Annotated in this window: 16 protein-coding genes; 10 read left to right on the top strand and 6 right to left on the bottom strand. The window is 72.7% G+C overall.

The genetic code is table 11. From position 1 onward, the window contains the following. Positions 1 to 435: 435 nt before the first annotated feature. Positions 436 to 2,844 carry a SpoIIE family protein phosphatase gene (locus ACFWXC_RS15600; protein WP_384478867.1) on the bottom strand — a complete coding sequence of 803 codons (2,409 nt, stop codon included), beginning with the start codon at positions 2,842 to 2,844 and terminating at the stop codon, positions 436 to 438. Between the two features lie 230 nt (positions 2,845 to 3,074). Between ACFWXC_RS15600 and ACFWXC_RS15595 the strand changes: the two genes are divergently transcribed. Together ACFWXC_RS15595 and ACFWXC_RS15590 are read left to right on the top strand one after the other, a co-directional pair. Continuing rightward, positions 3,075 to 3,305, top strand: a complete 231-nt coding sequence (locus ACFWXC_RS15595; protein WP_362578761.1) for a helix-turn-helix transcriptional regulator — start codon at positions 3,075 to 3,077, stop codon at positions 3,303 to 3,305. 60 nt (positions 3,306 to 3,365) lie between these two features. Next, positions 3,366 to 4,493 (top strand): NAD(+)/NADH kinase, encoded by a 1,128-nt coding sequence (locus ACFWXC_RS15590; RefSeq protein WP_384478864.1) that lies wholly within the window; start codon positions 3,366 to 3,368, stop codon positions 4,491 to 4,493. Positions 4,494 to 4,735: 242 nt separating this feature from the next. Here the strand turns inward: ACFWXC_RS15590 and ACFWXC_RS15585 are convergent, their stop codons facing one another. Beyond that, positions 4,736 to 5,668 (bottom strand): AraC family transcriptional regulator, encoded by a 933-nt coding sequence (locus ACFWXC_RS15585; protein WP_384478862.1) that lies wholly within the window; start codon positions 5,666 to 5,668, stop codon positions 4,736 to 4,738. 174 nt (positions 5,669 to 5,842) lie between these two features. On the opposite strand from ACFWXC_RS15585, the gene ACFWXC_RS15580 reads away from it, so the two are divergent. Next, the gene (locus ACFWXC_RS15580) at positions 5,843 to 7,159 is read left to right on the top strand and encodes an amidohydrolase family protein (protein WP_384478860.1); all 1,317 of its coding nucleotides are present in this window, start codon (positions 5,843 to 5,845) and stop codon (positions 7,157 to 7,159) included. On the opposite strand, the gene ACFWXC_RS15575 is transcribed toward ACFWXC_RS15580, so the two are convergent. Together ACFWXC_RS15575 and ACFWXC_RS15570 are read right to left on the bottom strand one after the other, a co-directional pair. Then, positions 7,156 to 8,067: an alpha/beta fold hydrolase gene (locus ACFWXC_RS15575; protein ID WP_384478858.1), complete on the bottom strand. Its 912-nt coding sequence runs from the start codon at positions 8,065 to 8,067 to the stop codon at positions 7,156 to 7,158. The two genes, ACFWXC_RS15580 and ACFWXC_RS15575, sit on opposite strands and share 4 nt — an antisense overlap. Before the next feature lie 210 nt (positions 8,068 to 8,277). Further along, a complete protein-coding gene (locus ACFWXC_RS15570) occupies positions 8,278 to 9,165 on the bottom strand; it encodes an aldo/keto reductase (protein WP_384478948.1) in 888 nt (295 codons plus the stop codon). Positions 9,166 to 9,363: 198 nt separating this feature from the next. Here ACFWXC_RS15570 and ACFWXC_RS15565 point away from each other — a divergent pair, with 198 nt between their 5' ends. Further along, the gene (locus ACFWXC_RS15565; RefSeq protein ID WP_384478856.1) at positions 9,364 to 9,960 is read left to right on the top strand and encodes a TetR/AcrR family transcriptional regulator; all 597 of its coding nucleotides are present in this window, start codon (positions 9,364 to 9,366) and stop codon (positions 9,958 to 9,960) included. A gap of 13 nt (positions 9,961 to 9,973) precedes the next feature. Here the strand turns inward: ACFWXC_RS15565 and ACFWXC_RS15560 are convergent, their stop codons facing one another. Both ACFWXC_RS15560 and ACFWXC_RS15555 read right to left on the bottom strand, forming a co-directional pair. After that, positions 9,974 to 11,674: a purine-cytosine permease family protein gene (locus ACFWXC_RS15560; RefSeq protein WP_384478854.1), complete on the bottom strand. Its 1,701-nt coding sequence runs from the start codon at positions 11,672 to 11,674 to the stop codon at positions 9,974 to 9,976. Between the two features lie 148 nt (positions 11,675 to 11,822). Further along, complete coding sequence (locus ACFWXC_RS15555; RefSeq protein ID WP_384478852.1) at positions 11,823 to 12,899, bottom strand: substrate-binding domain-containing protein; 1,077 nt, start codon at positions 12,897 to 12,899, stop codon at positions 11,823 to 11,825. A gap of 110 nt (positions 12,900 to 13,009) precedes the next feature. On the opposite strand from ACFWXC_RS15555, the gene ACFWXC_RS15550 reads away from it, so the two are divergent. The 6 genes from ACFWXC_RS15550 (at position 13,010) to ACFWXC_RS15525 (ending at position 18,839) form a co-directional block, all read left to right on the top strand. After that, positions 13,010 to 13,486, top strand: a complete 477-nt coding sequence (locus tag ACFWXC_RS15550) for a MarR family winged helix-turn-helix transcriptional regulator (protein ID WP_384478850.1) — start codon at positions 13,010 to 13,012, stop codon at positions 13,484 to 13,486. Positions 13,487 to 13,664: 178 nt separating this feature from the next. Continuing rightward, the gene (locus tag ACFWXC_RS15545; RefSeq protein WP_384478848.1) at positions 13,665 to 13,997 is read left to right on the top strand and encodes a WXG100 family type VII secretion target; all 333 of its coding nucleotides are present in this window, start codon (positions 13,665 to 13,667) and stop codon (positions 13,995 to 13,997) included. A gap of 33 nt (positions 13,998 to 14,030) precedes the next feature. Then, positions 14,031 to 14,321: a WXG100 family type VII secretion target gene (locus tag ACFWXC_RS15540; RefSeq protein ID WP_384478846.1), complete on the top strand. Its 291-nt coding sequence runs from the start codon at positions 14,031 to 14,033 to the stop codon at positions 14,319 to 14,321. A 2-nt stretch (positions 14,322 to 14,323) separates the two neighbouring features. Then, positions 14,324 to 14,935, top strand: a complete 612-nt coding sequence (locus tag ACFWXC_RS15535) for a hypothetical protein (RefSeq protein ID WP_384478845.1) — start codon at positions 14,324 to 14,326, stop codon at positions 14,933 to 14,935. Between the two features lie 61 nt (positions 14,936 to 14,996). Beyond that, a complete protein-coding gene (locus tag ACFWXC_RS15530; RefSeq protein ID WP_384478844.1) occupies positions 14,997 to 18,218 on the top strand; it encodes a hypothetical protein in 3,222 nt (1,073 codons plus the stop codon). A 186-nt stretch (positions 18,219 to 18,404) separates the two neighbouring features. Then, a complete protein-coding gene (locus ACFWXC_RS15525; RefSeq protein ID WP_384478842.1) occupies positions 18,405 to 18,839 on the top strand; it encodes a YbaB/EbfC family nucleoid-associated protein in 435 nt (144 codons plus the stop codon). The last annotated feature ends 54 nt before the right edge of the window (positions 18,840 to 18,893 follow it).

The following is an 18,893-nucleotide window of genomic DNA, read 5'->3' as shown; positions in this document are numbered from 1 at the left end:
TAAATGCCTACGCGCTCGTGCACCGGCTTCGGGCGACTGTGCCTGATCCAGGTGTAACGGTCCGGCCCCCCCGGAACACCCCTTCACCGGGGGCTCACGGATTGACACGATGCATCAGCCTGCCCTGAGCGGGCCCAGGACCTGCCCTGAGCGCCGTGCACGCCCAGCGCGACAGGCTGGGGCTGGGCCCATCGGCTCCGCGTCACCGGTCCCGAAACCGGGCCCGATTGCAGCAGCTGCTGGACGACGGACGCCGCCGCTGCGGGCCACGGCATCGTCCGCGGCGCCTTCAGCAGGCCCGAGTATGTGAAGTCCGGACCGGGACGGCCTGAATCGGCTCCGTCAGTGACCGGCGCGGAGGGCCAAGTGAGCCAGTTTCAGGCCGCCTTCACGATCGCCAGGACAGAGCCTGGCCTCCCCGGCCCGCCGGAACTCTCACTCCTCCGTGAGGAACTGTTCCGCCCAGACGGTCTTGCCGGTGGTGGCGTGGCGGGTGCCCCAGCGTTGGGTGAGCTGACCGACGAGCAGCAGGCCGCGGCCGCCCTCGTCGTAGGTGTGGGCCCGTCGCATGTGCGGGGCCGTGTTGCTGGAGTCGAAGACCTCGCAGGTGAGGGCGTGGTCGTCGTGGATGAGCCGGAGCCGGACGGGCGGCCGGCCGTACCGGAACGCGTTGGTGACCATCTCGCTGACGATCAGCTCGGTGATGAACGCGGCCTCCTCCAGCCGCCAGGCGATCAGCTGGTCGGTGGCCTGTTTGCGGGCGTCGGCGACGGCGGCGAGGTCGAAGGGCAGTTCCCAGGTGGCGACCCGGTCGGAGTGCAGGGCCCGGGTGCGGGCCACGAGCAGGGCGATGTCGTCGTCGGGGCGGTGGGTGAGCATGGTCGTCAGGACCCGGTCGCAGACGGTTTCCAGGTTCTGCGCGGGCCGGGCGAGCGCGGTGAACATCTTGTCCAGGGCCTCGTCGATGTCGTGGTCGCGGGGTTCGAGCAGGCCGTTGGTGTAGAGGGCGATCAGGCTGCCCTCGGGCAGGTCCGTCTCGAAGGACTCGAAGGGCAGGCCGCCCAGGCCCAGCGGGGGCCCGGCCGGCACGTCGAGGAAGCGGACGGTGCCCGAGGTGACCACGGCGGGCGGCGGGTGTCCGGCCCGGGCGACGGTGAACCGGCGGGTGACCGGGTCGTACACGCCGTACAGGCAGGTGGTGCCGACGCCACCGGCGGTCTCCTCGGCGTTGTCGGCGCCGGCCTCCTCGGCGGAGAGATGGACGACCAGGTCGTCCAGGTGGCTGAGGAGTTCGTCGGGCGGCAGATCGACGTCGGCCAGGGTGCGGACGGCGGTGCGGATCCGGCCCATGGTGGCGGCGGCCCGCACGCCGTGGCCGACCACATCGCCCACGACGAGCGCGACCCGGGTCCCGGACAGCGGGATCACGTCGAACCAGTCGCCGCCCACCCCGGCCTGGCTGACCGAGGGGAGATAGCGGGTGGCGATGTCCAGCGCCGCCTGTTGGGGCAGCGTCTGCGGGAGCAGGCTGCGCTGGAGGGTCATCGTCGTGGTGTGCTGGCGCTGGGCGCGTTCGGTGCCGTGGATGCTGGTGGCCGTGCGGGCCGCCAGCTGCTCGGCCAGCCACAGATCCTCCGGGTCGAACGGCTCGTTGGGCGGGTTCCGCCCGAACAGGGCCACCCCGAACGTGGCGCCGGCCGCCCGGAGCGGCACCGCCATCAGCGAGTGCGCCCCGCTCTCCCGGATCCACGCGGCCGCCTGCGGATCCTCCCGCGTCCAGCGGGTCACGGCCTCGTCGTCGCTCGCGTAGACCGTGCCGCGCCCCTCCGCCAGACACCGGCCCGAGGGCGACCAGGGCGGGCAGCGCAGCACCTCGCCGGAGGGCTGGGGGAGCGGCGGGCCGTGCGGCACCGACCGCACGGCGGCCCGGCGCAGCGCGCGGCCGTCGGCTGCGGCGGCACCGGACCTGGGCGCGTCCAGCAGGTCCACGGCGCAGGCGTCGGCGAAGGCGGGGACGGCGACGTCGGCCAGCTCCCGCGCGGTGCGCTGCACGTCGGAGCTGGTGCCGATGCGCACCCCGGCGTCGCTCAGCAGCAGCATCCGCCGCCGTACCAGCTGCTCGGACGGATCGGAGTGGGCGGTCAGGGCCACCGCCCGCACCCGCCCGTCCGTGTCCGTCAGCGGGGCGAGCCGTCCGTGCCACTCGTGGTCGGGGTCGGCCGGGTCCAGACGCAGGCGGACGTCCTCGGCACCGCCGCCGTCCAGGATCCGCCGTATGGCGGCCTCGGCCTCGGTGGCGCCCTCGTACGGCGCGATGTCGGTCAGCCGCAGCCCGCGCATCGTGCCCTCGGCGAGGGACAGGCCGCGCTGCATCCCGGCGCTGGCCACCACCAGCCGCAGTCCCTCGTCGAAGACCGCGGCGACACAGGGGGACTGGTCGAAGGCCCATTCCCCGAGGGTCCGGTCCGCGGCGTCCGCCGGCGGTCCGGTGACGGCGGACACCACCCGCCACTCCATGCCGCCCGGCCGGTCGCCGGAGGGCCGACGGTGGACCAGTACGTCCCGGTCCAGCCGGTGCCCGTCCCGGTGGCGCAGGGCCGCGGTCCCGCTCCACCGCGGGCCGGCGGCCGCCTCCCGCCAGGCGTCCCCGTCCGGCTCGGCGAGCAGCCGGACGGCGTGCTGCCCCAGGATCTCGGCGGGCGGGTAGCCCAGCAGCAGCCTGGCCCCGTCGCTCCAGCCGGTCACGGCACCCCGCTCGTCGACCGTGACCGCGGCGGTGTACGTTCCCCGCGGTACGGCGTGGGTCCCCGCCCGGTTGCTGGGAGGGGTGGGACGTCGTTCCATCGCCGCTCATCCTTCGCGGAACCTGCACGGCCGGCTCTTCTCCCAGGATGGTCCCGGCCGACACGGAGCACCAATCCGCCGCCCGTACCACCCGGCCGCCATGGTCACGCTCGTCCGGGGTTCCTGTGACACGCCTGTGACGGACGGCGGACAGCGTCATGACGTCGGCTTGTCAGGGTTTTGTAAACGGACAAATCGCCGTTATCGGTCAATCCGGCAAGGGAATCCTCATGAGCTTCGCCGTTGTCACCCAGCACACCGAGACCGCCGCCGTCGCGCTGGCCCCGCGTGAGCGCGAGACGCTGAAGCACATCGCGGCGGGCTGCACATACCTGCAGGCCGCACGCCTGATGGGGCTCTCCCGGCACACCGTCGACGCCTACCTCCGCCGGATCCGCGCCAAGCTCGACATCAACACCACGGCCGAGCTGACCCGGCTGGCCATCTCCCTTGGCCTGTGAGATCCGCCCGGCCGTGACAGCGTGGGAACAACGGCTGGGCACGGTGTCCTGGAGGCGGAGATGACGGTGAACGGGCTCGGACTGGTGGTGCACGGGGGCCGGGCGGAGGCGGTGGACGCCGCCCGGACCGTACGGGCGTGGGCGGCGGAGCACGACGTGCGGTGCACGGACATCGACGTCTGGCACGACGGCGGACGGCACAGCTCCGGGGAGGAGGTCGCGGCCGCGGGCGATCCCGACCTGATCGTCACCCTCGGCGGCGACGGCACCTTCCTGCGCGGCGCCCGGCTCGCCGCCCACCACGACGCCCTGGTCCTCGGCGTCGACCTGGGCCGGGTCGGCTTCCTGACCGAGGTGGCGGCCTGCTCGGTGACGGAGGCGCTGGACGCGATCCGCGAGGACCGGTTCACCGTCGACAGCCGGATGCTGCTCACCATGCGCGCCTCCCGCCGGCTGGAGGTGCCGTCCGACATGGAGGAGCTGATGCGCTACGGCCGCGGGCCGCTGCTGCCGCCGCCCGAGGTGCGCACCGACTGCGAGGAGAACACCGAGTGGGGTGTGCCCCTGCACATCACCGCGGTCAACGACGTCGTCCTGGAGAAGCTGTCCCGGGACCGCCAGGTGTCCGTCGGCGTGTACGTCTCCGGGCGGCTGCTCGCCTCCTACTCCGCCGACGCGCTGCTGGTGGCGACGCCGACCGGCTCGACCGCCTACAGCTTCGCGGCCGGCGGTCCGGTCGTCTCGCCGTGCGCGGACGCGCTCGTCTTCACGCCGGTCGCCCCGCACATGACGTTCAACCGGTCGGTCGTCACCGCCCCGAACGAGCCCGTCGGACTGCGCGTCCTGGAGCGCTCGGGGCAGGCCGCGGTCAGCGTCGACGGACAGGTGCGGGGCGTCCTGGGGCCGGGGGACTGGATCGGTGTGTACGCCGCCCCGGCCCGGCTGCGGGTGGTCCGGCTCGCGCCGACGGACTTCTACGGCCGGCTGCGCGAGCGCATGAACCTCACCGACGCCCCGGCCGCGGTCGCCGACGGCACCCCCACGCCCCTGTGGTCGACGCGGACGCCCCCGCCCGGCGACATGGCCCACCTCTCCCTGCTGCCCGTCAGCCTGCTGGACGCCGAGCCGGAAGAGCCGTGCGTCGAGGTGAAGGAGGGCGAAGTCGCCCCGGCCCCCGGCCGCGGCTGACCCCCGCGCCACCCGCGGCTGACCACCGCGGCCCCGGTGCAGCGTGCGGCTGACCGGGGCGCCGCCCCTCGCGCTGCCCGCGGCTGACTGCCGCGGCCTCAGCGCCGCCCGCGACCGCCCACCGCGCTCCCCCTCGCGCTGCCCGAGGTTGACCCCTGCGGCCCCAGTGGCGCCTAGGGCTGACCACGGCGCCGCCCCGTCCCCCGTGCCTCGGGCGCCGCCCGGCCGCCCGCCCCGGTGTCTCAGGCCGCGCCCCGCCGGGCCGCGCTCGGTGTCATGCCGAACTCCGACCGGAACGCGGTCGCGAACGACGCGTGACTGGCGAAGCCGCAGGAGTACGCGATCTGCGCGATCGAGTACGCCGCCCAGCTCCCGCCGGCCAGCCGGGCCCGCGCCAGGTGCAGCCGTTCCCGGCGGATGAGGTCGCGGGCCGTGGTGCCGGCCTCCCGCAGCACCTGCTGCACATAGCGAACCGACCAGCCGAGCGCCCGGGCGATGGCGACGACGTCCAGGTCCGGTTCACAGGCGTGCTGGCGGACGTGACGGCGGATCGCGGCCTCGACCGTCGCCCGCTGCCCGGCGGGTGCCGTGTCGGTGCCGCCCTCCGCGGCCAGGCACACCAGGTCCAGCAGCCGGTCGCAGGCGATGTCGAAGGTGCTCTCCGAGAGCTGTTCGCGCTCCTCGTGCAGCGTGGTGGTCAACTGCCGGACGATCCGGCCCAGTCCACGGTCCGCACCCAGCATCCGCGGCTCACCGGCCGCGAACGGGCTGCGCGCGGCGACATCCGTGCCGGACATGATGAAGGCGATCGACAGGAAGTCCGCGTCGTGCGCGAACCGCATCGGGCGGTCGATGTCGCACAGCACCATGCTGCCGGGCCGGATCTCCGTGGCCGACGGCCCCTGTTCCACCCAGGCCCTGCCGGCGAGCGGGACCAGGAGTTCGTACGTCCCCCGGGGGTCGGAGCGGATGTGCCGGGTCTCCCGCTGCACCACCTCCCGGCCGCCGGCGCACAGGGCGACGCCGTACGCCGTCGACTGCTGCCACTCCAGGCGGGCGCTCCACGGGGCCTCGTGGTCGGGCACACTGATCCGGCTGGCGCCGTGCAGGGTGGTGAAGAGTTCGTCCCATTCGCCGGCCGAGGTCAGGGTGAGGGCGTCGCTCCAGGAGTACACGCCTCATCGTAAGCTGCCCGGGGCGAGGGCAGTTGGGGCGCGCTTCGGCACCGCCGCGTGACCGGTCTCACACCGCGGCGGCCGAACTCGTGGGCCCGTACGGCGTCTTGTCCATGTTCACCGTTCCCCTGAGTTCGACCGAACGACCCGCGACGCATTGGACACAGCCCCCCCATGACGGTTTCACGACGTTTCCTCGCCCCCGTCGTCCTGCCCGCCGACCCGTCCTGTTCCGTGATCCGGGACGCGGCGGTGGACGTCGGCCCCGACGGACGCATCGCCTACTGCGGTCCGGCCGCCGCCGCGCCGCCGGTCCCGGACGCCCACCCGCGCACCCGCCTGACCGGCATCCTCGCCCCCGGACTCGTCAACACCCATGCGCACTCCCCGATGACCCTGCTGCGGGGACTCGGCGGCGACCTGCCGCTGCTGTCCTGGCTGCAGGACGCCGTCTGGCCGGCCGAGGCCCGTATGCGGGCGCAGGACGCCCACGCGGGCATGCTCCTCGGCTGTGTCGAGATGCTGCGCTACGGCGTGACCACCAGCGCCGAGATGTACGCGCACGCCGAGGCGGTGGCCGACGCGGCGCTGGAGGCCGGGAGCCGGGTCCTGCTGGCGCCCGCCTACTTCGACCGGCCCGGCGACGGCTGGCGCGCCGCCGTCGACGGAACGGGGAAGTGGATCGACGCCGACGGCCTGCGCTTCGGCCCGGGCGAACGGATCGAGCTCTGCTACGGCCCGCACTCCGCCTACACCCTGCCGCCCGAGGCCCTGCACGTGACGGCCGAGGAGTCCGCCCGGCGCGGCGCCCTGGTGCACATCCATGTCGCGGAGACCCTCGCCGAGGACACCGAACAGCGCGCCCGGCACGGTTCCGTCCTGCAACTCCTGCGGGAGACCGGGCTCCTGGACGGGCGGCTGCTCGCGGCCCACGCCGTGCACCTGTCCGACACCGACATACGGCTGCTCGCGGAATCGGGCGCCGGGGTCGCCCACTGTCCGGGTTCCAACGCCAAGCTCGCCTCCGGGACGGCCGCCGTGCACGCCCTGCGCGCCGCGTCCGTCACCGTGGGGCTGGGCACCGACGGGCCTGCGAGCAACGACGACCTCGACCTGTGGGAGGAGGCGCGGCTCGCGATGATGTTCAGCCGCCTCGCCACCGGCGACCCGCTGGCGCTCACCGCCGCGGACGCCTTCCTCATGGCCACCTCGGTGGGCGCCGCCGCCCTGGGCCGCACGGACATCGGCGCCCTGCGGCCCGGGAACTGGGCGGACATGGTCCACATCTCCGTGGACGGACCGCACTTCGCGACCGGCCTGGACGTCGAGGACGGCCGGCTGCTCGCCAACCTCATGTGGGCGGCGGGCTCCCGCGGGGTCCGGGACGTCTGGGTCGCGGGCGAGCCGGTGGTCGAGGAGGGGGAGACGGTCCGCGTCGACCGCGGGGCCGCGCAGCGTGCCGCCGCCGAGGCGGCGGCACGCGTCGTCTAGACGGATCGGGTTCCCTGGCGGGTGCTCGTCACAAAGCCCGTCACCGCCCGGGCGAAGGTCTCCGGCTCCTCGAGGTGGCCGAAGTGCCCGCTGTTCTCCAGGATCAGCAGGTGCGAGCCGGGGATCAGCTCGTGCAGTTCCTCGGCCCAGCGCACTCCGCAGATGAAGTCGTGGCGGCCGGCGAGCACGAGGGCGGGCACGGTGAGCCGGCCGAGGTCGGCGCGGTCGTCGACGGCGACCGGGGAGAGGTCCTCGTCCAGACCGGAGATGTGGGTGGACGCCAGGGCCGCCCGGAGGGGGCCGAACTCCGGCTCCCGGCCCCAGTAGTCGGCGAAGTACGCGGGGAACAGCCCCCGGGCGACCGCGGTGTGCTCGCTGTCGCTGCCGACGGTCGGAATGGCCTGGAAGGCCGCCAGTACCTCGGGGAGCCCGGGGTGGCCGGCGTTCCGCGCGGCGAACGCCTCCATCTGGCGCACGGTCTCGGTGATGTGCTCGCGGCCGGTCACCGGCAGGCTGTCGTAGAGGATCACCCCGGCGAGGCGCTCGGGGTGGTGCAGGGCGTGGTACTGGGCGACGAAGCCGCCGTGCGAGTGGCCCAGCAGGTGCACCCCGGTGACGCCGAGGTGCTCGATCAGCGCGCCGAGGAACCGGCTGTAGCGGGCCCGGCTGTAGCCGTGCGGGTGGGAGGGCAGGCGGTCGGAGCCGCCGCTGCCGACCGGCTCCGGGTAGACGACCGTGAGATGCCGCTCCAGTTCGGGCATCCGCAGGTACTCCCAGGCGATGCCCGGCCCGCCGGAGTGCGCGACGCACACCGGCCCGGTGCCGTGCACGTGGTAGCGCTGCACGAGACCGTCGATCTCGACGGTGTGGGTTCCGGTGGTGAGGGGATCGGTCAGGGACGTGGTCATGGCTTCTCCGTGGTCGGCGGTGCGTGGTGACAACGGCAGGACGCCAGGGCGAAGGAGAAGTTCGAACCGAGTGGTGTGAGGGCGGTCACAGGCCGACGCGTCCGTTGTGTACGAGCGGGTGCGTGGGCCGCGTCGCCTCGGCCGGCCGTGGACCGTGGCCCGGCCCCTGACCGGCGCGCGGGCGCCGGTCAGGGGCGGTCGCGGCGGTGCTCAGTAGCGGCCGCCCACCGTCCGCGCGGCCAGCCCGTCCAGCGTGGCGACCTCCTCGGCGGTCAGCTCGATGCCCGCGGCGGCCACGTTCTGCTCCAGCCACTTCACGCGCTTCGTCCCCGGGATCGGCACCACGGGCACACCGAGCCGCGCGCCGCGCGCGTGCACCCAGGCCAGTGCCAGCTGCGCGGGGGCGACGTCCCGCGCCTGGGCCAGCGCGCGGATGGCGTCCGCGATCGCCTTGTTGTCCGCCGTCTGGAAGCGCGGCAGCCGCCGGCGGGCGTCACCCGCCGGCAGGGCGGTGACGTCGACCGTGCCGGTCAGGAAGCCCCGGCCGAGCGGCGAGTACGCCACCAGCGCCACGCCCAGCTCGCGCAGGGCGTCCCCGACGGTGGTCTCCAGGTCGCGGGACCAGATCGAGTACTCGCTCTGCACGGCCGCGACGGGGTGGACGGCACTGGCGCGCCGCAGCAGTTCGCCGTTCACCTCGGAGAGGCCGATGTGCCCGATCTTGCCCTCCTTCACCAGCTCCGCCATGGCGCCGACGGACTCCTCGATCTCGGCGGTCTCCGGCGGCCGGTGCAGGTAGTAGAGGTCGATGTGGTCGACGCCCAGCCGCAGCAGGGAGGCGTCACAGGCGCGCTTGATGTAGCCCGCCTCGCCGCGCAGGACCCAGCTGTCGCTGCCCGTGCGGTCGATGCCGGTCTTCGTGGCGAGCTGGACCTGGTCGCGCCGGCCGGCGATGGCCCGGCCCACCAGCACCTCGTTGTGCCCGAAGGCGTAGGCGTCGGCGGTGTCGATGAGGGTGACGCCCAGGTCGAGGGCCCGGTGGACGGTGGCGATCGCGTCGTCCCAGCTGGTCGGGCCGTACCCCTCGCTCATGCCCATGCAGCCGAGGCCCTGGGCGGAGGTGGTGAGCCCACCGAGAGAAACCGTGTCCACGGCATGTCTCCGTTCGATGTCGGCGGTGCGTACGATGACAGATACCGGAGGATCCTCCGGTATCAACGACGTTAACGGAGGATCCTCCGGTAAGCAAGTGGGAAGAATGCCGGGTACGGTGACCGGCCTGGAGGGGAGTACCGCATGAACGGACAAGGACCCGCGCGGCCCGTGCGCGCCCACGCCCGCCGCAACCGCGAGAAGCTCGTGGCGGCGGCCCTGGAGGAGTTCACGCGCACCGGCAAGGACGCGCCGCTCGACAGCATCGCCAGGGCGGCCGGCGTCGGCATCGGCACCCTCTACCGGCACTTCCCGACCCGGGACTCCCTCGTCCTGGCCGCCTACGAGCACGAGGTGGACCAGCTGTGCGCCGTCGGGGACGAGCTCCTCGCGGCGCTGCCGCCGGACCGGGCGCTGCGCGAGTTCATGGGCCGGCTGGCGGGCCTGCTGGTGACGAAGCAGCACATGTCCGAGGCGCTGCGCAGCGCCGGACCCGACGGCGGGGAGTCGTACGCGAAGGTCTACGACACGATCGGCACCCTGTTCACGGCGGGCGTCGCCGCCGGGACGCTCCGGTCCGACATGGAGACCGGTGACGTGGTGCGGGCCATGGGCGGCCTGCTGCGCCTGGACGTGGACGGGGACTGGAAGGGACAGGCCGAGCGCCAGATCCGGCTCCTCATGGACGGCCTGTACACAGGCGCTCCGGCCCGCGCCGAGGGGCACGGGCCGGAGCGGTGAGGAACGGAGCCGGTCAGTCCGCGGGGCGTACCGCCGGCATCGCGAGCGCGACCGGCCCGCTCTTGCAGGAGTCGTGGCAGTCCTTCTCCAGGCTGCAGCACAGCGAGCAGATCGCCCCGGAGTGGAACGGGCAGTTGGCCACGTCCGGCCGCTCGAACTCGGTCGTGCACACCGTGCAGGTCAGCAGGGCCGCCGACGGCAGCCCGTCCGCGCCCAGCAGCGGCTCCGCCAGGTCGTCGACGCGGGCGATGTAGTACTTCCCCTTGGTCAGCACCGCGAACAGCGGCGAGAGCACCATCGCCAGGAACAGCGCGATGAACGGCGAGTACGCCTTGCCGTACTCCCCGAAGGCGTGGAAGTAGGCGGCGATCGAGACCGCCGACGCGATCAGCATCGAGCCGAAGCCGACCGGGTTGAAGTTGTACAGATGGGCGCGCTTGAACTCGATGTACGACGGGCTCAGCCCGAGCGGCTTGTTGATGACCAGGTCGGCGACGACCGCGCCGATCCAGGCGATCGCCACGTTGGAGTAGAAGCCGAGGACGGTGTTCAGGAAGCCGAAGACACCGCCCTCCATCAGGGCCAGCGCGATGCCGACGTTGAGGAAGATGTAGACGACGCGGCCGGGGTGACGGTGGGTCAGCCGGGAGAAGAAGTTCGACCAGGACAGCGAACCGGAGTACGCGTTCGTCGAGTTGATCTTCACCTGGGAGAGGATCACGAAGAACGTGGCCAGGCCGAGCGCGACGGGCGCCGCGAAGGTCTTGAAACCGGACACGTACTGCTGGATCGGCTCGTTGGCCTTCGCCAGGCCCACGCTGCCGGCGATGTAGAACGCGAGGAAGGCGCCGCCGATCTGCTTGGCGGCGCCGAGCACCACCCACCCGGGACCGGCGGAGAGCACCGCACCCCACCACTTCCTGCCGTTCTCCGGCGTCTTGTCCGGCATGAACCGCAGATAGTCCACCTGCTCACCGATCTGCGCGATCAGCGACAGCGCCACACCGGCGCCCGCGCCCACCCCGAGCATGCTGATGCTCGACCCGGTGGGCGAGTTGCCCGCGAAGTGCGTGAACTCCGAGAACTTGCCCGGCTCCTGGATCGCGATCGACACGAACGGCGCGACCATCAGCACCAGCCACACCGGCTGCGTCCACACCTGCATCTTCGACAGCGCGGTCATGCCGTAGATGACCAGCGGCAGGATGATGACCGAGCAGATCAGATAGCCGACGGCGAGCGGGATGTGCAGGCCCAGCTCCAGGGCCTGCGCCATGATCGAGCCTTCGAGGGCGAAGAAGATGAAGGTGAAGCTGGCGTAGATGACCGAGGTGAGCGTCGAGCCGAGGTAGCCGAAGCCCGCACCCCGGGTCAACAGGTCCATGTCGATGGAGTACTTGGCCGAGTAGTACGAGATCGGGATGCCGGTGAGGAAGATGACCACCGCCGCGGTCAGGATCGCCACCAGCGCGCTGGAGAACCCGTTGGAGATGGCGATCGAGCCGCCGATCGCGAAGTCCGCGAGATAGGCGATACCGCCGAGCGCCGTGGTGGCCACCACGTACGGGGTCCAGCGGCGGAAGGACTTCGGCGCGTAGCGCAGCGAGTAGTCCTCCAGCGTGTCGTTCTTCGCCCAGTCGTTGTAGGTCCGTTTGCCGTCCGTCCCGCCGTCCGCCACGGCCGGCGGCGCCTCTTTCCCGACGATCTCCGTCACGACTCTGCCCTCTCTCGTCCCCGGTCGTTTGCACGGAAGAGTCGCGGCGCGCTGTTTCCCGAACGTTTCACCTGCTTTAAAAGACAAAGCTTGAATCTTCCCGTGGGAAGTATCGGGTGTGGCCGGGGAGTTGGGATCAGCTGCGGGCTCAGAGCTGGGCGACGATGTGGAAGTCGAAGGCGTTCGCCCGCGCCAGGTACAGCCGTTGCGCGAGATGGTTGCCATGCAGCCGTACGACACCGCGCGGGCCCTCGTACGACACCGAGTCCCGTACCGCGCACATCGTCCGCACATCCAGCGACCGGGCCCGCTCGGCCAGCGCCGCCAGCAGCCGTACCCCTTCGAAGCACGACTCGCCCGGGCTGCCCACGACGGGTGCGTGGACACCGAACCGGGCCGCGTGGCGGGCGCTGAAGTCGAGGCTCTCGGCGGTCGCGAGGGTCTCGAAGAAGCCGGCCGTCGCCCACAGCCCGTCGGTGGCCTCCGCACCCGTGGCCAGCAGGATGTTCTCGTCCATGTGGGTGCTCAGCCTGAGACACCGCTGGTGCAGCCCGTAGCCGGCGAACGCCCGGTTGAAGCGGGCCGCGTCCGCCCCCACCAGCAGCATCAGCACCGCGTCCGCCTCGCACCGCTCGACCCGGCGCAGCACCGGCCCGAACTCCTCCGTCCCGAGCGGCACGAACACCTCGTCCCGCACCCGGCCCCCGCACTCCCGCGCATACGCCCGTACCGTACGGGCGGTCACCCGGGGCCAGACGTAGTCGTTGCCCACCGTGCACCAGCGCCGCACCCCGGCTGCCTCCGCCAGCAGCCGCATCGCGGGCAGCAGTTGGGCGGCATCGGTCTCACCGGTCAGGAAGACGCCGGGAGTCCGCTCGCCGCCCTCGTACTGGGCGGTGTAGACATACGGCACCCGGCCCGCGATCCGGGGCAGCAGCGCCTGCCGTACCGCCGAGGTATGCCAGCCCACCACCCCGTCCACGGCACCCGGCGCGACCAGGGACCCGACCTCGGCCGCCACCCGCCGCGGCGGCGCCCCGCCGTCCACCGTGACCAGCCGGACCTCCCGGCCCAACACACCGCCCGTGGCGTTGAGTTCCTCCGCGGCCAGGCGCGCGGCCGACTCGCACGACGGCCCGAAGACCCCCGCCGGTCCCTGTAACGGCACCACCAGGGCGACGACCAGGGGCGTACCCGAAGGGTCGCTCGGCGGCGCCCTGTGCATCAGGCCACCTCCGTGCGGGCATGGGGAGCGGATTCCGGTCCCGGGCCCCGGCGCCCTCGCGGAGGCTCGTATTCTGCGCGCACACTAGACCTACCGGAAGGACACCGGCAATGCCGTCCGTACCCTCCTCGCCGGACCTCGCCCACCTCCTCAGCCACGCCGAGCGACGCGTCGTGCAACGGCTGGCCGCGGTACTGGCCGAGGAGGACTGCACGGTCGAGGAGTGGCGCGTGCTGTCGATCGTCGGGGACGGCCAGGGGCATCCGATGTCCGAGATCGCCGAGCACGCGCTGATGCCGGCGCCCAGCCTGACCAAGCTCGTCGACCGCATGGTCGCCGACACCCTGGTGTACCGCCGCCCCGATCCGCACGACCGCCGCCGCGTCCTGCTCCACCTCACCCCGCGCGGCGAGGACCTGCACCGGCGCGCCGCCCGCCGGGTCCGCACCGACCAGGCCCGGCTGCTCGCCGAGACGGCCGACGGGGGAGCGCTCGCCCGGCTGCTGCCCCGCCTCACGGCGGCGGCCGACCACCGGCCCACCGCCCCCGACCCCCGGCCCACGGCCGTCCCTCACGCTTCCGCGTAAACCGGTACAGCCGCCGCCGGCGCGCGGGCACGGACAGGCACATTTTCCAGGCAGCCGGGCAGCCCGCGTGGTTCGGCGGCCTCCGGCCGCCGGAGCCTGCCCACGATGGGGAGACGGATCAGCCGGTGGGTGCGTACGCGTGCGCGTTCGCCGCGACGACGTACCGAAAGGAGGAGGCATGGCCTCCACCCAGGTCGATATTCAGGGAATGATCACCGCCCGGGGCGCCTTCCAGGACGCTCTGGAGCACACGACCGGTGCCTACAGCCAGATGGACGGTCAGATCTCGGGTCTGCTCGGCAGCTGGCAGGGCGACGCGTCGAACATCTTCCACCAGGCGATGCAGGAATGGCTGGCCGACTTCGGCAAGGTCAACACCGCCCTGCAGAAGATGCTGGACCAGCTGGTGGCGAACACCAGCCTGTACGACAACGTGCACAGCACCACCACGGACAGTGCCACGTCGGTGCGCAACGCCGTCGGCAACGGGCTGCCGAACTTCACGATCTGACGCGCAAGGGATCCCGGAAAGGAGCACACCACCATGCCTACGTACAGCGTCGACATGCCGCAGGTGGACACCATCGTGGGTGAGATGAACGCCATCACCCAGCGCATCACCCAGACCCTCTCCGAGCTGGAGAGCCAGGCGCAGAGCTCGCTGAGCGAGTGGACCAGCGACGCCCGCAGCGTCTACACCGAGGTCAAGGCGCAGTGGGACGCCGCCGCGGCCGAGATGGCCCGGCTGGCCGGACAGGCCACCTCCACGCTCGGCAACATCAACGGCTACTACAGCGACGGAGAGCGCCGGGGCGTGCAGATCTGGGGGAACTGAGCGTGGATCCCGCCAACCCGGGGCACAGGTCGCCCACCGCGCCTCCGGTCAAGACCACACCCGACCCGTACGCCGGGCCGACCCACATCGATGCCGGACACGGCACCGTGAACCCCGACGCCGGGAAGTTCCAGCCGCCGCCGGTGCCCTCCGGCAGCGGGAGCGGGAGCAAGACCCAGGTCGACACAGCGCCGATGGAGGTCTTCGCCTCCAACATGGAGCAGTTGGTCGACCCGGTCCGCAGGGCCCTCGACCGTCTCGACGGCATCGATGTGCGCGCCGGCGCCTTCTACGACGCCAACGTGATCCGCAAGGACCTGAACGGACCCAACGGGGACGACGGGCTGAAGAAGAAGCTGATGGCCGTCCTGCACGACCTCACCGAAGGCCTCACGGACGTCGCCAAGGGCGTCAGGGATGTCGCCGGCCAGTACGGCAAGGTCCATGACGCCTCCCTCGTCGACGTGAGCGATCTGACGAAGGCCATGCAGCCGGCGCAGGCCGACTTCGACGCGCTGTCCAAGGACAACGGCGGATCGGGCACTCCCAGCTCCACGTCGTCCGGAACGTCCGACAGCGATCCGGACAGCCCCGACAGCAGCAAGGGGAGCTGACCCACCCGTGGGCGGGTCCTCCCCACCCGCCCACGGCAGGGCCTGACAGGACAGGAACGCCATGCCCGACAACAACGACAAGTACAACGGCGGCGGATTCACCCAGGGCAGCGACGGCGCCGTCTACGGGGACAGCGGCAGCACCCCCGGCTCGACGTCGGACTACGACACCTGGGACTGGAAGCAGATCCAGGCCGCCATCGTCGGTATGTCGGCAGGCGTCCACAGCCAGGCCAACGAGGACCACGCATCCGGGGTGGCCTCCCCGCAGTCGCTGCGGGACGCGGCCGACATCCTGGCCGAGGTGCAGGGCGTGCTCGCCACCGTCGCCCAGTCGCTGACCGCCCAGGCCAAGGCCCTGGCAGGGGACAACGGCCCGTGGCAGGGCGCCGCCGCCGACGCGTTCGCCGGGATGATCGACGGCTTCTCCAAGCAGGTGCAGGCCAATGCCGAGGCGCTGGCCGGCGGCTCCACCGGCGCCGACAACGTCCCGCAGCAGGTGGCCGACAACGCGGTGAACCTGGCCAACGCGCAGCACCTGATCCAGGAGATCGACGTCTGGTACGCCAACCAGGCGCGGCAGATGGGCGTTCAGCCGATGAGCAACGGTCTCATCCCGATCAGCAAGAAACCGCAGCTTGTCGAGATGATGACCAACGACATGCGCAAGGTGCTCAAGAGCCTTGCCGGCAACTACCGGGTCACGATCGACAGCATCAAGTCGCCCTCGCCCATCGTCAGTCCCGGCAACAACACGTCCCCCACGGACGGCCTGCCGCAGCCCGACCCCTTGTCGCCGGACGGCCTCCCCGACACCGGTACCGGAACCGGCACGGGCCTCGACACCGGCACGCCGGACCTGGGGACTCCGGACGGCGCCCCGGCGTTCAGCACGGACGCGGCCACGGGACTCGGCACCGACGGCACTCCCACGCCCTTCTCGGGTTCCCTCGATCCCGGCGGCACCGGGGCCCTCGGCACCGACGGTCTGTCGCCGGACAACCTCCTGGCGACACCGTCCGCCTTCCCCGGCGACACCGGTACGGGGGCCGGTGTCGACGGTCTGCCTGGTGACGTCTCCGCTTTCCCGGGTGATACGGGTACGGGGCTCGGTGTCGACGGTCTGCCTGGCGATGTCTCCGCTTTCCCGGGTGATACGGGTACGGGGCTCGGTGTCGACGGTCTGCCCGGTGACGTCTCCGCCTTCCCGGGCGACACCGGTACGGGGACAGGTGTCGACGGTCTGCCCGGCGATGTGTCCGCCTTCCCGGGCGACACGGGCACGGGGCTCATCGCGGACACCGGCACCGGGGCGGGCACCAGCGGCTTCGGGCTGCCGACGGCGACCGCGCTGCCACTGCCAGGGTTCTCCGGTGCCACCGGTACGGGGGACACCTCGCTGCCCAACCCCGGCCTCGCGAACAGCGGTTCCGCGTTCACCGACGACGACCTGCCCACCGGCTTCCCCGGCGACACCGGCCTCGCGGACACCGGCGCCGGCCTCCCCGGTACCGGCGCGCTGGACACCCCATCGACGGCCGACACGCCCTCGGCGTTCCCCGGCGACCTCGGCCTGGAGTCACCCGGTCCCACGGCCGACGGCAGCCTGAACCTGCCCACGTCCACACCGACGGCGTTCCCGGGGGCGACCGACGTGGCGGTCCCGGAGACGGCGTCGGGCGCTGCCGGGCAGGGGTCGGGCACGGGGATGCCGTTCCTGCCGCCGGGCATGGGTGCGCCCGGCGGGGCCGGGGCCGCCTCCGGGCTCCCGGAGCCGAGTGACTCCTCCGGTCTTCTCGACAATGTCGCGGAGCCGTGGACGGGTTCGACGGATACGGATCCTGTCGATGTGCCCACCGTGGACACGGCGGCGCTTCCGGGTGCGGGCCGTCTGGATCTGCCGACGTCGACTCCGGCGGCGTTCCCGGGCGGGACGGGTGTGGGGGTTCCGGACGGGGCCGGGGTGCCGGGCGGCGTGAGCGGTTTCCCCGGCGGGGCGGAGACGGCGTCGGGTGCTGCCGGGCAGGGTGCGGGGATGCCGTTCCTGCCGCCGGGTATGGGTGCGCCCGGGGCGGCGGGGGCTGCCTCCGGGGCTTCGGAGCCGAGCGATTCCTCCGGTCTTCTCGACAATGTCGCGGAGCCGTGGACGGGTTCGGCGGATACGGATCCTGTCGATGTGCCCACCGTGGACACGGCGGCTCTTCCGGGTGCGGGCCGTCTGGATCTGCCGACGTCGACGCCTGCCGCCGGCGAACTGCCGGGCGGCGCGACCGGCTTCCCCGAGGAGCCCGTGACGGGTGCTGCCGGGCAGGGGGTGGGCACGGGGATGCCGTTCCTGCCGCCGGGTATGGGTGCGCCCGGGGCGGCGGGGGCTGCCTCCGGGGCCTCGGAGCCGAGCGATTCCTCCGGGCTTCTCGACGGCAGCAGCAGCCCGTGGGAGGAGACGGGAAATGTGCCGGCGGGTTCCGCCGAGGGGGTCGGCGGGGCGGTCGCGCCGGGTGGGGCCGCTCTGGCCATGGGGGCTCACGCGGACGGCGGTGCGGCCATGCCGTCCGGTCTGCCGGTGGGCGTCCCCGGAACGCCCGTCGCGGCCGCCGCGGGTACGGACGGCCGACGGGGCGCGGAGCCGGAGCCGCGGACCGCGCGGCTGCCGGCGGCGGAAGCCGAGTGGGCCGACACGGCGACGGGCGAATCCCCGCTCGACGCGCAGGAACCGCCGTACCGTGAGGCGGCGCTGCTGGGCGAGGCCGCCCTGGTCGCCGCGGCCGTGATCGGCGGCCTCGCCGGCCGGACACGTGAGGAGGCCCCGCCGGAGCGGGAACCCGCGGCGCCCGGCCCCGAAGGGCCCGGGGCGGCTGCGGAGGCCGAAGAGGACTTCGCCGCGTGGGACCGTACGGACGGCTCCTTCGTCCCGCTGTTGCTGAGCACGGCGGCCGAGGAGGAGGGCGACGGGCCGGCCGCTCGGTTCTCCCGGGAGGACGAGGAGACGTGGACGGGCGTAACGGGCGCGCGATCCGGCGAGCCGGCGCCGTCCGGCCTGGTCACGTGGCAGCCCAGCCGTCAGCAGCCTTCCGGGACGGGAACGCCGGACGGGTTCGGCCTGTCCGCGAGCGGCCTGATGTGCGCCGACGTTCCCTACGACCCGGAACTCGACGAACAGGACGACGACGAGGAGGGCGAGGACGGCGAGCGGAAGCCGGCCGCGGTCAGCGCCGCCGACCTGCTGGTACAGGACCACGGCGCCTGGGGAGAGCCCGACGACACCGACAACGGCTTCCTGTGATGTCCGAGCGTCGGCACGACAAGGCCGTACGGACACATCCGGGAGTACGAACGGGACGACCGGCCGGGACGGGCTGGAAGTCGGGGCGCGGGCTGGTGCTGACTGGATCCGGGTACGGCCGCGACGGGCGGCGCCCTTGACGACGGCCGGGGACGGCCGGGTACGGCGCAGGACGGAGGACGGGCGTTGTCCGGGTACGAGCAGGAGATCGAGCAGTTGCTGGCGGACTACCGCAAGCGGCGGGACGAGGCCGACTCGGTCCGGCGCCGTATCAACGAGGTCACCGGCACCGCGACGGCACCGCGACGGGTCGTGAAGGTCACCGTCAGCGCCCGCGGTGAGGTGACCGACATCGACTTCCCGACCGGCGCGTTCCGGCGGATGACGCCCAAGGAGCTGGCCGATGTCCTCAGGACCACCATCGCCGAGGCACGGGCCGCGGCGCTCACCGAGGTCGACTCCATGATCTTCGACCATGTGCCGCTGGGCCTGTCCCCCTCGGCGCTGCTGTCCGGCACCGCGGACATCGGGGAACTGCTGCCCGCCGAACCGGAGCCGCAGGAAGCCGTTCGGGACTTCCTGAAGCACGGCCTCTTCGAGAGCCGGAAGAACGACTCCTGACAGGTGACGGAACGTCATATCGCCTTCGTGCGGGCGGGTTCGCTGAGTGGAGAG

The sequence above is a fragment of the Streptomyces sp. NPDC058683 genome (genome assembly GCF_042716195.1).
GTDB lineage: Bacteria > Actinomycetota > Actinomycetes > Streptomycetales > Streptomycetaceae > Streptomyces.
This window is presented reverse-complemented; position numbering and strand designations above follow the sequence as displayed.